The following is a 13,248-nucleotide window of genomic DNA, read 5'->3' on the forward strand; positions in this document are numbered from 1 at the left end:
GGTTCAGCGCTCCTCGTCGGATGGGTTCGCGGTGGCGGTGGTGGCGTGCGGCCGGCAGTCCTCCCACTGCACACCGGCGATCTGCAGTTCGCGGCCCGCGAGCAGCTCGGTGCTCGACCCGCCGCACACCGGGCAGCTCAGCCGGGGCGGCATGCCGACGGCCCACGCGTGGCCGCAGGAGCCGCAGCGGGCCCGTCCGGGCACGAGGTCGGTGACGAGGGAGGCGCCCTCCAGTACGGTGCCGGCGCAGGCCAGTTCGAAGCAGAAGGAGAGCGCGTCGGGGACGACACCGGCCAGTTCGCCCACCTGGAGCCGTACCGAGTGCACCGCCGTGACGTCGCCGGCCCGCTCCGCAGCCGCTTCCACCTGGCCGATCACCGCCAGTGCGATGGACATCTCGTGCATCGGTCTCCGTCCGCCCGCCGGCCCCCCATTAGAGGCGAGGTGCCGGTACGGGCGGTTCCGGCACGCCGGTGGGCGCGGGCGGCGTACGCCGTTCGACGCAGCGGCCCGGCGCACCGGGGGTGCGCCGGGCCGGCCGGGCGGCGTACGGGACGGGGTGACCCGTCACATCCTGCGCAGGCGCAGATAGCGCCTGAGGTCCGGCAGCACGTGCAGCATGACGGCGGCCACGGCGCCCGCCACCGCTCCGCCGACGAGGGCCTTCTTCATCCCGTGTCTCCTCACTTCGCAGCTCATTGGGCGGCCCCGGCGGCCGTGGCCCGCGGCGCGTGCTCCCCGGGGCGGCCGGTCAGCACCAGCTCTTCGACCATCCGTACGGCTTCCGGCACGGCGGCCGCCACCGGCGCGCTGAGGCCGATGCGTTCTTCCACCGACTCGGGCTCGCACCCCACCACCAGCGTGCGCCGCGGGGGCTGCCCGCCGGTGCCCGCGCACAGGGTGCCGAGCAGCGCCAGCACGGTGTCCGGGGTCATCCGGTGGCCGTCGAGCGCGGCGCCCGGCGGCGCGGCCGCGCCGGGGTCGCCGGAGTCGGTGTGTTCGATCAGGTACACGGTGCCGGGCGCGCCGCCGCGCGCGGTGGCGTCGACCAGGACCAGGGTGTCGTAGCCGTCGAGGAGCTGGTACGCCAGGTGCACCCCGCGTACGCCGATGTCCACGACCTCGACGTGTCCCGGAAGGCGGCGTCCGCCGAGCGCACGGACGACCTCGACGCCGAAGCCGTCGTCCCCGAGGAAGATGTTGCCGATGCCGGCGACCAGGACCCGGGGGGCCTCGAGCGGCCCGGGGGTGTCGGGCAGGTCGGAGGTGTCGGGCGGGTCGGGAAGGTTCATGCGTCGCCCTCCAGCGGTGTGACCTCGTCGGGCTGGAAGTACAGGAACCGTCCCTGCTCCCGGCGGATGTCGGCGCCCGGGTCCCCCTCGACCGTGACGGCCAGGTGGACCGTGCCGTCCACGTCGTGCAGGACGGCCTCGACCCGCGCGGTGCGGCCGCGCAGGAAGAGGTCCTGCGCGTCGGTGCGGCGCAGGCCCGGCCGCAGTACGACGCGGCTGCCCGCGCCCAGCGCCCGGCCGGCCACGACCACGGTGTCCGTGGCCGGGTCGAAGCCCGCGTCGCTCGCCGGGTCCCACCAGGGGGTGTCCGGGCGCGGCACGCCGTACTCGTCGGGAAAGCCGTCCCCGCTCCCCGGGGAGGCCGTGCCCGGTCCGGTCACCTCGCGCAGGCTGCGCACCGCCCCGTGGAGACGTTCGAGCACCTCGGCGGGGAGCGAGTCCGCCAGGTCGATCACGGCGGCGGCCCGGTCGTCGGTGCCGCGGGCCTCGCGCTTCTCCTCGTCGGTGAGGGCGGCCGTCCGCAGGGCGAGGATCTCGTCGATCTCGGTGGAGTCGTAGAGCGCGCCCGGGCTCTCGGGAGCGATGGCCGGGTGGTCCTCCAGGATGATCGGCGAGGACAGCACCAGATCGGCGCTGCCGGGTTCGCCGGCGAGGACGGGCCAGGTGTGCTGGTTGCGGCAGGCGGCGACCGCGTCCCTGGCCCACTCGGGGGGATCGGTCATCGACAGGAACGAGCCGGAGCTCAGGCCCATCAGCAGGTGCGCGCCGACCAGCGAACGGGGCAGCGCCGCGGCACGGTCGGGGTCCCGTCCGTCGGTGGGCGTCCAGGTGCTGGTGTTCTCGACGACGGCGGTCAGCCGCAGGGTCCGGTAGGGGCCCTCCAGTTCGCGGGCGGACAGCCGTACGGCGCCGCTGATCGCCGCGCGGCGGCGGACCAGCCGGCCGACGGGCCGGCCGGCCGCGTCGTGGACCGGTTCGGTGTCCTCGCCGGCGGGCCGGTCGAAGGCGACGGTGACGCCGTCGTCGGCCAGCAGGTCGGCGACCGGTACGACCACTTCGACGCGTTCCTCGGTGGCCTCGTCCCAGGGGACCAGGACCCGGTCGGGCAGCCGGAGTTCGGGCACCGTCTCGAACCCGCCGTCGGGGCGGGCCCGCTCGACGGTGCGCCGCCGGGGGTGCAGGAAGCGCACCTCGACGGCGAGGGCGGCGCCGGCCCGGGGTTCCATCAGGCACTCGGTCCGCTGGAAGGTGTGCTCGGCGGCGACGGCGCCCCAGGCGGGCGGCACCAGGACGCCGAACTGCCAGCGCAGCCGGTTCTTCGCCGCCGAGGCCCGGTAGGGGTAGAGCACGTAGCCCTCGAAGAGGACCGCGTCGGCCACCTGCCGGGCGAGCGCGAACCGCGCCTCGGTCGGCGGCGCGAAGGCGGTCGGCGCCGGGGTCCCGGGGGCCGTCGCGGTCCCGGTCGTGGTCCCGGTCGCGGTCCCGGCAGCCGTGCCGGTACCCGTCGTCGCGGTCACGGCGCCGTCCTTCCCGCGGCGGCGGTCAGCGCCTGGTAGGGGTCCCGGCGGGCCGGACCCGCCCCGCCCGCCCTGCCCGTCCCGTCCGCCTCGTCCGCCGCTTCCGCCGCGTCGAGCAGCGCGCGTACCGTCGCCTCCCAGGACGGCAGCGCGCGCCGCGAGCGGTAGGCGAGCAGGGCCGCCATGGTCTCGCCGGGCAGCCTGATCCAGCCGCACCCGGGGAAGTGCTGCTCGATCATCTCCCGCCATACCGCGACCGGCATGCGGTACGTCGCCTCCCGGTCCCAGGGAATCGGCTCGACGTGGAAGCCGCCCGCGCCGGTGAAGGCCGTGCCGGAGAAGAGCATCAGCAGCGGGACCTCGCCGTCGGCGAGCGCCTCGAGGTAGCGGGTCGCGGCGATGTCCATGTCGTAGGTGCAGGGCACCACGAGGTCGGTCTCGGTCTCGCCGGTGAAGGCCGGGACCATCAGGGGGACCTGCGCGAACTGCACCGGCTTGAGCGTGTCGCCCCAGCGCGAGCGCTCGCCGAACAGGTCGGTCAGGCCCTCGGCCTCGGCGGCTGCGTAGCCGCGCCGGGCGGGTTCGATACGGATCTGGCAGCGCAGGGCCAGGGCGTGCACCCGGGTCCCGCCGGACGCCGTCACGCGCAGCCGGAAGACGAGGGTCGGCCCGGCGGCGTACCGGTCGGCGCGGACGCCGGTGCAGGTGAAGGAGAACTCGGTCACGGCCGGCCCTTCCCGTCCACGGTGCGGGCGCGGCCGGCCACGTGGGCGAAGAAGGCGTCCAGGGCGGCACGGGCCTCGGCCCCGCCGTCGAAGCCCTGCCACAGCAGTCGCATCCGGCCGACCAGTTCGTACGCGGTGTCGATGGGGACGAGGTAGCAGTCGCAGCGGCCGTCGACGCGGCGCAGCAGGAGCGCCTCGACGTCGGGTTCGAGCAGGCCGGCCAGGCGGCTGCCGCCCAGAACCGCGTCCCAGGCGGCCGGTTCGAGTTCGCTCTCGGTGGCACCGGCGGGGCTCGGGTAGAGGGCGACGAGCCGGTCGAGGGCGGCGTTGCGGAAGAAGAACGCGACGCCGACGGGGATCTGGAGGGCTTCCCAGGCGCCGTCGCCGAGCCGGTGGTCCGGATCGGTGAGGTAGCGGTCGGGCACCGCGCGGAAGCGGCCCGCGGCGGCCGCGCCCGGCTGCTCCATGAGCAGGGCGCAGGAGGTGCACGCGCACAGCAGGGCCCGCCGGTCGGTGTCCACCAGGTGGCGGTGGTCCTGTTCGGCCACCGCCGCCGCACACAGCTCGCACCGCTCCACCGGCGCCGGCCGCTCCGCCAGGAACCTCCGCAGCCCCCGCCCACGGGCAGCCCCGAGGGCACCGGCAGCCGCAGGGGCAACAGCAGCCCCGGGGGCATCGGCCACCACGGCCCGGGCGGCCCGGGACACCACGGCCCCGGGCGTCCCGGCCCCGGAGGCCTCCGTACGGGTCGGGTTCATGAGCAATCCGCCGCGGTCGCCCGCGCGCCCTCCGCCGTACGCGGCGCCGGGCCGATGTGGAGCAGCGGCAGCTCCTTGGGGGCCTGCTCGACCTCGACGGCCAGGACCTCCGGCGCGAAGCAGTCCAGCGCGTCCTGCGCGGCCTGCCGGGCGGAGCCGGCGGTGCTCGCGCAGCCGCAGCCCGTGCCCGCCCCGGCGCCCGCGCCCGCCGCCGCCCGCAGCCGCAGGGTGCCGCTCGCCTCGTCGAAGGCCACGACCTCCAGCGCGTGGCCGCGTACGGCGGCCAGCGCGCGGGCGATCCGCGTGTCCCGGTCCTCGGGGTGGAGGTCGTGCAGCACGAGCAGGCTCGCGACCAGTTCGTCCCCGAGGAGCGCCGCCAGCGGCCCGTCCGCGGGCCGCCGCCCGCCGGGGGCGGACAGCAGCTCCAGGATGCGGGCCAGGCCGGAACCGTAGAAGTCCATGAGGGACCGCACGAGTTCCTCGGCCGCGCTGCCGGCCGCCGGGTCACCCGTGGCGGCCAGCCGGTCGAGCACGTCCTCGACGCGGCGCCCGGTCTGCTCGGCGTCCACGGGGCGGTGCCCCGTCGTCAGCGCGCTCATCCGCCCAGTCCGCTCAGGCCGGTGGGCACGTGCATCTTCTGCACCGTCTTGCCGCCGCCGACGTACATGTGGACGCCGCAGGGCAGGCAGGGGTCGAAGCTGCGGACGGCGCGCATGATGTCGATGCCCTTGAAGTTCTCCGGGGAGTTCTCCTCGAAGATCGGCGTGTTCTGCACGGCGTCCTCGTACGGGCCCGGAGTGCCGTAGGAGTCGCGGACGCTGGCGTTCCACGGGGTGGGCGGGTACGGGTGGTAGTTGGCGATCTTGCCGTCGCGGATCACCATGTGGTGGGAGAGGACGCCGCGCACCGCCTCGGTGAAGCCGACGCCGATGCTCTCGTCCGGCACCTCGAACTTCTCCCAGGTCTGGGTGCGTCCGGCCCGCACCTCGGCCAGCCCCTGCTCCGCGCAGTGCAGCGCGACGGCGGCGGCGTAGGCCTGGAAGTAGGTGCGCGCGCGGTTGCGTTCCAGCGCGTTGCTCCAGCGCGGGATCTTCCACTCGAAGGTGGTCTCGGGCTTGGTCATGGTGCGCGGCAGGTTGATGACGACGCTGCTGCCGGTGGCCTTGACGTAGCCGATGTCGACGAGCCCGGACAGGGCGGTGGACCACAGCCGGGCGATGGGGCCGCCGCCGGTGTCGAGGGCGAGGTGGTCCTTGCCGTCGAACCAGCGGGGTGACATGACCCAGCTGTACTTGTCGTCGAAGTTCCGCTTCTGCGGGGCGGGGATGGTGTGCTGGTTCCAGGGGTGGCGCGGGTCCACCGGGTTGCCGAGCGGGTCGTGGGTGACGAACTGCTCCTGCCCCTGCCAGTCGTCGTAGTACGAGCTGCCGAGCAGGATGCGGATGCCCAGGTTGATCTCGGTGAGGTCGTTGGTGACCAGTTTGCCGTCCACGATCACACCGGGGGTGACGAACATCTTCCGTCCCCAGTCGGTCATGTTGGCGTAGGTGAAGTCGCAGTGGGCCGGGTCGTTGAGCGCGCCCCAGCAGCCGAGCAGCACGCGCCGCCGGCCGACCTCCTCGTAGCCGGGCAGGGCCTCGTAGAAGAAGTCGAAGAGGTCGTCGTGGAGCGGGACGACGCGCTTCATGAACTCCACGTACCGCATCAGCCGGCTGAGGTAGTCCGTGAAGAGCTGGACGGAGGCGATGGTGCCGACGCCGCCGGGGTAGAGCGTGGAGGGGTGCACGTGGCGCCCCTCCATGAGGCAGAACATCTCCCGCGTGTAGCGGCTGACCTGGAGGGCCTCGCGGTAGAACTCGCCCTCGAGGGGGTTGAGCGAGCGCATGATGTCGGCGATCGTGCGGTAGCCGTGCTCCGCGGCGTGCGGGGCCTCGGTGCGCTCGGCCAGTTCCAGGACGCCGGGGTTGGTCTCGCGGACCATCTTCTCGCAGTAGTCGACCCCGACCAGGTTCTCCTGGAAGATGTTGTGGTCGAACATGTACTCCGCGGCCTCGCCGAGGTTGATGATCCACTCGCCGAGGTGCGGGGGCTTCACCCCGTACGCCATGTTCTGGGCGTAGACGGAGCAGGTGGCGTGGTTGTCCCCGCAGATCCCGCAGATGCGGCTGGTGATGAAGTGCGCGTCACGCGGGTCCTTGCCGCGCATGAAGACGCTGTAGCCGCGGAAGACGGACGAGGTGCTGTAGCACTCGGCGACCCGCTTCTGCTTGAAGTCGATCTTGGTGTGGATGCCCAGGCTGCCCACGATCCGGGTGATCGGGTCCCAGGCCATCTCCACCAGGCCGCTGCCGTCGCCGGCCGCCTTCTTCGTCGGTGCCATCGTGTCTGCCGTGCCCTTCGTCGTGCGGGGAGTCAGGTGCGGGATCAGGTGCGGGGATCAGGTGCGGGGATCAGGAACGGGGGTCAGGAACGGGGGGCGGGTACGGAGGGCTCCCGCTACCGCCAGGGCGGCCGGAAGCCGGTGGTGATCTCGCGGCCCGTGTGACGCCACGCCGGCTCCTGGTCCACGGTCCGGGTGGTGAAGGACCGCAGCCGCCGGATCACCGCGCCGTACGCGCCGCTGGCGGTCCTGGAGACCTTCGCCCCGGGCGGCTCGTCCATGAAGGGCATGAACTTGTCGGGGAAGCCGGGCATGGTGCACGCGATGCAGATGCCGCCGACGTTGGGGCAGCCGCCGACGCCGTTGATCCAGCCGCGCTTGGGCACGTTGCACTTGACGACCGGGCCCCAGCAGCCGAGCCGGACCAGGCACTTCGGGGAGTCGTACGTCTTCGCGAACTCGCCCTGCTCGTAGTAGCCGGCGCGGTCGCAGCCCTCGTGCACGGTCGCGCCGAACAGCCAGGTCGGCCGCAGCTTGTCGTCCAGGGGGATCATCGGGGCGGCGCCGGCGGCCTGGTGGAGCAGGTAGGTGAGCGTCTCGGAGAAGTTGTCGGGCTGGATCGGGCAGCCGGGCACGCACACGAGGGGGATGCCGGCCTTCGACGTCCAGTCCCAGCCGAGGTAGTCGGGCACGCCCATGGCCCCGGTCGGGTTGCCGGCCATGGCGTGGATGCCGCCGTACGTCGCGCACGTGCCGATGGCGACCACCGCCAGCGCCTTCGGCGCGAGCCGGTCGATCCACTCGCTGGTCGTGATCGGCTGGCCGGTCTCGGGGTCGTCCCCGAATCCGCACCAGTAGCCCTCGGGCTTGATCGCCTCGTTGGGGACGGATCCCTCGACGACCAGCACGAACGGGTCGATCTCGCCCCGCTCGCCCTTGAAGAACCACTCGATGAACGTGTCGGCGCCGCCGACCGGACCGCACTCGAAGTCGATGAGCGGCCAGTGCACGGCGACCTTCGGCAGACCCGGCAGGACTCCGAGCACGATCTCCTCGATGCTCGGCTGCATCGCGGCGGTGAGCGCCACGGAGTCGCCGTCGCAGCTCAGCCCCGCGTTGATCCAGAGAATGTGGATCGTGGGCGATTCGTCGGCGGGCTTGCCGTCGGCGTCCGCAGCGGTTGCCGCGTGCGGCGTGGCTGCAGTCATGGGACCGCCTCCTCGGGAGGTTTAGGGATGAAGCCCTGCATTTCGACCACCAGAGTCCTTGCTACCAGCCCTCCGGCCGGAGTGGGACGTCATCCAGGACCGTTCCGGTGACGCCGGTCCTCGCCGATCCGGTGACGCCGGGCCGCGCGGCCGTGCCGGAGCCGAGGTGCGCAGGGGTGCGCTCCGGCCGCTCCTTGCGGACGAACGCGCGCCGCAGCGCGTGGTACGGGGCGTCCGGGTCGTGGAAGGTGCGGTGCATCCGGGCCAGCTCCCGTTCCCGGAAGGCGGCCAGCGGGGTGAGGCTCTCCCGCCGGTCCCGTTCGGCCTTCTTCGCGGCGATCCGCGACGGCGTGGCCGGCAGGCCGGCCAGGTGGGCCGCGAGGCGGGCGGTGCGGGCGGTGAAGTCGCCGGGGCCGCACTCGATCACCCGGTCGGCCAGGCCGAGCCCGCGGGCGCTCGCGGCGCTCACCGGCAGGGCCTCGGCCATGAGCCGGTCCGCGACGACGGCGCCCACCCGGCGCGGCAGGGAGTACGTCCAGTACTCCGACCCGTACAGGCCCATCAGCCGGTAGTGCGGGTTCAGTACGGTGCCCGCGCGGCACCACACCTCGTCGGCGGCCAGCGCGAGCATGACGCCACCGGCCGCCGCGTTGCCGCCGACGGCGGCGACCACCAGCCGGTCGGTGGTCTCCAGGACCGCCCCGACCAGGTCGTCGATGGCCTCGATGTTGGCCCAGGACTCGGCGGCGGGGTCGGCGGCGGCCTCGATGACGCCCAGGTGGATGCCGTTGGAGAAGAAGTCCCGCTGCCCGCCCAGCACCAGCACCGAGGTGGGGCGGGTGCAGGCGTACCGGTAGGCGTCCAGCAGGCGCCGGCACTGCGTGGTGCTCATCGCGCCGCCGGGGAAGGAGAACGTGAGGAAGCCGCAGCTCGCCTCCTCCCGGTAGCGGATGTCGGACCAGGCGGCGTCGGGCCGGCAGGGGTGGTACGGCTGGTCCGGCTCGTCCGGGAACAGCGGCGCGGGGACCTCCACAAGGGGCGGGAGCCGGTCGCCGAGGGCCTGGACGGCGGGCAGTTTGAAGGTGCGCGGCTGCCCGGGCAGGCGCCGGGGGCGCAGCTCGGGGATCCAGACGGCGCCGTCCGCCGTGGCCCGGCACACCGCCCCGGCGCGGGTGGCCAGCAGTTCCCCCGGGCGTCCGCGCAGGGTGTGTTCGGGGTGCCCGCCGTGCAGGTAGTACTCACGACCGAGGAGGACGTCCAGCACTCCGGGCTGCGAGTCGGCGGCGCGCAGCGCCCGTACCACCGCGGCGGTGGGGTCGGCGGTCCAGTCGATCCGCCGGACGCTCTGGTCGAGGTAGGGGCGGGTGCGGGGCGGCACCCCGCCGACGGGTGCGGCGGCGGCCGGGCCGTCCTGGGGGCGCGGCCGGTAGCTGCCCGTGGCGAAGCGCTCCACGGCGAGCAGGAGGGCGGCGAGGGCGGCGTCGGCGATCTCGTTGCGGTAGAGGTCGCTCTTGGAGACGGGCGGCAGGGGGCACGGGACGGTCGCCCACACGTCGCCGGCGTCCATCTCCTCGTCGGCCTGCAGGACGGTCACGCCCCACCGGTCGGCGCCTTGGTGGATCGCCCAGTCGAGCGAGGAGGGGCCGCGGTCGCCGACGGGGCCGGGGTGGACGATGAGGCAGGTGTGCGCCGACCACACCTCGCGGGGGATCGCCGTCTTCAGCATCGGCGCCACGATCAGCTGCGGGGCGTGGCGGTCCACGGCCTCGGGCAGGGACCGGCCCGGCAGCGCGAGTTCCACGGCCACGGTGTGGCCGCGGTCGCGCAGTTCGGCGTGGACGCGCTGGGTGAGGCTGTTGAACGCACCGGCCACGAGCAGGATGTGCACGGCGGCGGCCTCCCGGCGGACGACACAGCGGCCCGGACGGCGCCGCGGGCCGGACGGCCCGGCCGCTGCGATCGTCGGGTGCGGCGGGCCGGAGGGCCGGGAGACAGGCTGCGAGGTCACCCGAAGGGCGGTCGGCTACCCTCCACCCGGCCGCCGCGCGCCGCCGCGTACCGGTCCGCCGCGCGCGCCCCGCGGACGGGCGCGTCAGCCGGTGGCGGGCCGCGGGTAGACGCGGGACTGCTTGACGCTGCCGAAGGCGAAGCTCGACTCGATCGAGGCGATACCGGGGATGGCGTGGATCCGGTGGCGCACCAGGGCCTCGTACGCCTCCAGGCTCTCGATGACGACGCGCAGGAGGTAGTCGCTGCTGCCGGCCATCAGGTAGCAGTCCTGGATGTGCTCGATGACCTGGACCTGCTCCTCGAAGACGCGGACCGCCTCCGCGGTGTGGCGTTCCAGCCGTATCCGGACGAAGACGGTGATCGGCAGCCCGAAGGCCACCTGGTCGACCGTGGCCGTGTAGCCGCGGATCAGACCGGACTCCTCCAGCCGCCGGACCCGGCGCAGACAGGGCGACGGGGACAGCCGGACCCGGTCGGCGAGGTCCTGGTTGGACAGCCGTCCGTCGGCCTGCAATTCCCGGACGATCTGCAGATCGACTGCGTCCACTGGCTCTCCTTGGCAGATTCTGCCCCCAAGCTATGCCGGAGAGGCAGAACTGGCAATCGGCTGCCCCGGCAAAAGCCCTACGGTTGCCTTCTGGCCGAATCCGGCCCCTGAGGCTGGAGGAGCCCCCTTGCCCCGCTCGGCGACCACGCCCGCGCCCATACCGGCGCCCACCCGCGCCCCGGCCGCGCCCCGCTCCGGCCTCTCCCCCCAGACCCGGGGCATGGCGGCCCTCCTCGTCACCGTCACCATCTGGGCCGCCTTCGCGCTCAGCGCCCGCGCCCTGAGCGCCTCCTCCCTCCTGCCCGCCGACGCGGCCCTGCTGCGCTTCGGCGTCCCGCTCCTGGTCCTGGCGCCCGCGCTGTGGCGGCGCCGACGGCGGATCGCCGCGGTCCGCCCGGCCGCCGCACTCAAGATCGCCTGCGGTGCGGGGGTGCCGTTCTTCCTGGCCGCGATGTACGGCGGCTCCCTGACCTCGGCGGCGTTCGTCGGCTCGATCGTCCCCGGGATGGTGCCGCTGTTCGTCTCCGCGCTGATGGTGGCGGCCGGCCGCGGGCTGCCGAAGGGGACGCAGGCCGCCGGCCTGGCGCTGATCACGGCCGGTGTGGCCGCCCTGGTCTGGCGCTATGTCGTTCCGGTGGACACGGACGTCCTGGCCGGCGCGGGGCTGCTGCTCCTCGCCAGCGGGCTCTGGGCCCTGTACACGGTGGGCCTCAAGGAGGTGGACCTCGATCCCGTCGGGTCGATCGGCCTGCTGTGCCTGCCCTCGTTCGCGGCCATCGCCCTCCTGGTCCTGACGGGAGTACTCCCCACCGGCCTGGCATCCGCCGCGCCCACCGACATCGCCCTGTTCCTGGTGGTGCAGGGCCTCGGCGTGGGCCTGTGCGCGGGCCTGCTGTACGCCTACGCCATCCGCCGGCTGGGCGCGGAGCGCAGCTCCGTCGTCGGCAGCCTCAGTCCCGTCCTGGTCGTCGTCCTCGCCGTCCCGCTGCTGAACGAGTCACCGACGCTGGCCGTACTCGTCGGCGTCCCCCTCATCACGGCGGGCGTGGTCCTGGCCAACCGCCGCCCCCGAACCTGACCCCGCACCCTCGCCTTCACCGCACCCGAGCCCGAACCCGACCCGAGGTCCCCGCAGATGCTTGAGCTCCTCCTCCCGCCGCCCGTCGACCCGCTGTGGGACCTGGCCGAGGCGTACGGCGCCGACGCCCGCCCCGAGCGGCTGAACCTGGTCCTCGGCGTGTACCGCGACGACCGGGGCGGCACTCCGGTGATGGCGGCCGTGCGCGAGGCCGAGATACGCCTGGCGGAACGTTCCGCCTCGAAGGAGTACCGCGGACTGTCCGGGAACGCCGCCTTCAACCGCGCGATGCTGTCGATGGTCCTGGACTCCGGCCCCGCCGCCGAGCGGGCGGTGGCGGTCCAGACGGTCGCGGGCAGCGGAGCCCTGCGCCTGCTGGCCGACCTGATCTGCCGGACCCGCCCGGGCACCACCGTGTGGATCAGCGATCCGGCGTACGTCAACCACCGGCCGATCCTGGAGGCCGCGGGCCTGACCGTGCGGACGTACGCCTGTACGGACGGCCCGGCCATGCTCCGTGACCTGACCCGGGCCGACCGCGACGACGTCGTCCTGCTCCAGGGCTGCTGCCACAACCCCACCGGCGTGGACCCCTCCGCGGACGACTGGGAGGCCCTGGCCGACCTCGCCGCCCGGACGGGCTGGGTGCCCTTCGTGGACCTCGCCTACCACGGGCTCGGCGACGGCCTGGCGGCCGACCTGGCGCCCACCCGGATGCTCGCGGAGCGCGTACCCGAGATGCTGATCGCGATCAGCTGCTCGAAGAACTTCGGCCTCTACAGCGACCGCACGGGCTGCGCGATCGTGGTCGGCACGTCCCGCCAGGCCCTGCGCCACGCCGAGACGGCCCTCCAGAACGCCGCCCGCACCCTCTACTCGATGCCCCCGGAACACGGCGCGGCGGTCGTCACGACCATCCTGGAGGACGAGGCCCTGCGCACCCTGTGGCAGGCGGAGCTGGACACCATGCGAGCCCGCATCGCATCCAACCGCACCACCCTGGCCACGCACCTGACCGCCCTGGGCCACGAGGCCGAGGCGCGGACCCTCGCCCGCCAGAAGGGCATGTTCTCGATGCTCCCCCTGACCCCGGAACAGATGCTCCGCCTGCGCGCCGAGTGCGCCATCTACGGCACCACGGCCGGCCGCATCAACATCGCGGGCCTCCCGACGGACCGCGTCGAATGCGTCGCGCGGGGCATGGCGCATGTCCTGAACACCCCGTAGCGCGGGTCACACCAGGGCCTCGTGCACGAAGCACCACCGCCAGTGATCCCCCCGTTACTGGAACTCCTGAAGGCCCACCCTCTTTCGAAGGTCCTGACGTCGATGCCGGGAGTCGGCGTCAGGACCGGAGCCCGCATCTTGATCGAGGTCCGTGACGGCAGCACCTTCCCGACCGCCGCCCACCTCGCGGCCTACGCCGGACTCGCGCCCTCGACCCGCAATTCCGGGTCCTCGATCCGCGGCGAACAACCCTCCCGCAGGGGAAATAGACGGCTCCAACGGGCTCTCTTCCTCTCCGCGTTCGCCGCCCTGAGCGACCCGGCATCGCGGACCTACTAGGACAAGAAAATCGCCCAAGGGAAGCATCACACGCAAGCCCTGCTCTGCCTCGCCCGACGACGAGCCGACGTCCTCTTCGCCATGCTCCGCGACGGGACTTTCCACGAACCTCAGACATCCGGAGCGAGGTGAAGGCAACCAATCCCGTCTGCGGGCAGAACCCGCTA

At 73.6% G+C, this 13,248-nt stretch carries 13 protein-coding genes and 1 pseudogene; 3 read left to right on the forward strand and 11 right to left on the reverse strand.

Annotation, left to right across the window (positions count from 1 at the left end):
• Positions 1–3: 3 nt before the first annotated feature.
• The 11 genes from ACZ6KO_RS21610 to ACZ6KO_RS21660 form a co-directional block, all read right to left on the reverse strand.
• Positions 4–405 carry a hydrogenase maturation nickel metallochaperone HypA/HybF gene (locus ACZ6KO_RS21610; RefSeq protein ID WP_469305609.1) on the reverse strand — a complete coding sequence of 134 codons (402 nt, stop codon included), beginning with the start codon at positions 403–405 and terminating at the stop codon, positions 4–6.
• A 162-nt stretch (positions 406–567) separates the two neighbouring features.
• A complete protein-coding gene (locus tag ACZ6KO_RS21615; RefSeq protein WP_469305610.1) occupies positions 568–672 on the reverse strand; it encodes a DUF6893 family small protein in 105 nt (34 codons plus the stop codon).
• Between the two features lie 23 nt (positions 673–695).
• Positions 696–1,292, reverse strand: a complete 597-nt coding sequence (locus ACZ6KO_RS21620; RefSeq protein WP_469305611.1) for a hydrogenase maturation protease — start codon at positions 1,290–1,292, stop codon at positions 696–698.
• Positions 1,289–2,671, reverse strand: coding sequence for a hypothetical protein (locus ACZ6KO_RS21625; protein ID WP_469305724.1), 1,383 nt, complete (start codon positions 2,669–2,671; stop codon positions 1,289–1,291). The genes ACZ6KO_RS21620 and ACZ6KO_RS21625 overlap by 4 nt, the downstream gene beginning before the upstream one ends.
• A 134-nt stretch (positions 2,672–2,805) precedes the next feature.
• Complete coding sequence (locus tag ACZ6KO_RS21630; RefSeq protein ID WP_469305612.1) at positions 2,806–3,534, reverse strand: DUF6084 family protein; 729 nt, start codon at positions 3,532–3,534, stop codon at positions 2,806–2,808.
• Complete coding sequence (locus ACZ6KO_RS21635) at positions 3,531–4,292, reverse strand: DUF5947 family protein (protein ID WP_469305613.1); 762 nt, start codon at positions 4,290–4,292, stop codon at positions 3,531–3,533. Before ACZ6KO_RS21635 ends, ACZ6KO_RS21630 begins: the two co-directional genes overlap by 4 nt.
• Positions 4,289–4,891 carry a hypothetical protein gene (locus ACZ6KO_RS21640; RefSeq protein ID WP_469305614.1) on the reverse strand — a complete coding sequence of 201 codons (603 nt, stop codon included), beginning with the start codon at positions 4,889–4,891 and terminating at the stop codon, positions 4,289–4,291. The genes ACZ6KO_RS21635 and ACZ6KO_RS21640 overlap by 4 nt, the downstream gene beginning before the upstream one ends.
• Positions 4,888–6,672 carry a nickel-dependent hydrogenase large subunit gene (locus ACZ6KO_RS21645; RefSeq protein WP_469305615.1) on the reverse strand — a complete coding sequence of 595 codons (1,785 nt, stop codon included), beginning with the start codon at positions 6,670–6,672 and terminating at the stop codon, positions 4,888–4,890. Before ACZ6KO_RS21645 ends, ACZ6KO_RS21640 begins: the two co-directional genes overlap by 4 nt.
• A gap of 116 nt (positions 6,673–6,788) precedes the next feature.
• Entirely contained in the window at positions 6,789–7,880 is a 1,092-nt protein-coding gene (locus ACZ6KO_RS21650) for an NADH-quinone oxidoreductase subunit B family protein (protein ID WP_469305616.1), read from the reverse strand.
• Between the two features lie 61 nt (positions 7,881–7,941).
• Complete coding sequence (locus tag ACZ6KO_RS21655; RefSeq protein ID WP_469305725.1) at positions 7,942–9,768, reverse strand: enoyl-CoA hydratase-related protein; 1,827 nt, start codon at positions 9,766–9,768, stop codon at positions 7,942–7,944.
• Positions 9,769–9,972: 204 nt separating this feature from the next.
• Positions 9,973–10,437 (reverse strand): Lrp/AsnC family transcriptional regulator, encoded by a 465-nt coding sequence (locus ACZ6KO_RS21660; protein ID WP_401455039.1) that lies wholly within the window; start codon positions 10,435–10,437, stop codon positions 9,973–9,975.
• A gap of 127 nt (positions 10,438–10,564) precedes the next feature.
• On the opposite strand from ACZ6KO_RS21660, the gene ACZ6KO_RS21665 reads away from it, so the two are divergent.
• From ACZ6KO_RS21665 to ACZ6KO_RS21675, 3 genes and pseudogenes are all read left to right on the forward strand, one after another.
• Entirely contained in the window at positions 10,565–11,515 is a 951-nt protein-coding gene (locus ACZ6KO_RS21665; RefSeq protein ID WP_469305617.1) for an EamA family transporter, read from the forward strand.
• Positions 11,516–11,572: 57 nt separating this feature from the next.
• Positions 11,573–12,742, forward strand: a complete 1,170-nt coding sequence (locus ACZ6KO_RS21670) for an amino acid aminotransferase (RefSeq protein ID WP_469305618.1) — start codon at positions 11,573–11,575, stop codon at positions 12,740–12,742.
• 66 nt (positions 12,743–12,808) lie between these two features.
• Positions 12,809–13,213: pseudogene (locus tag ACZ6KO_RS21675) on the forward strand (transposase); the annotation flags it as partial.
• Positions 13,214–13,248: the final 35 nt, after the last annotated feature.

The sequence above is a fragment of the Streptomyces sp. NPDC042102 genome, assembly GCF_055582305.1.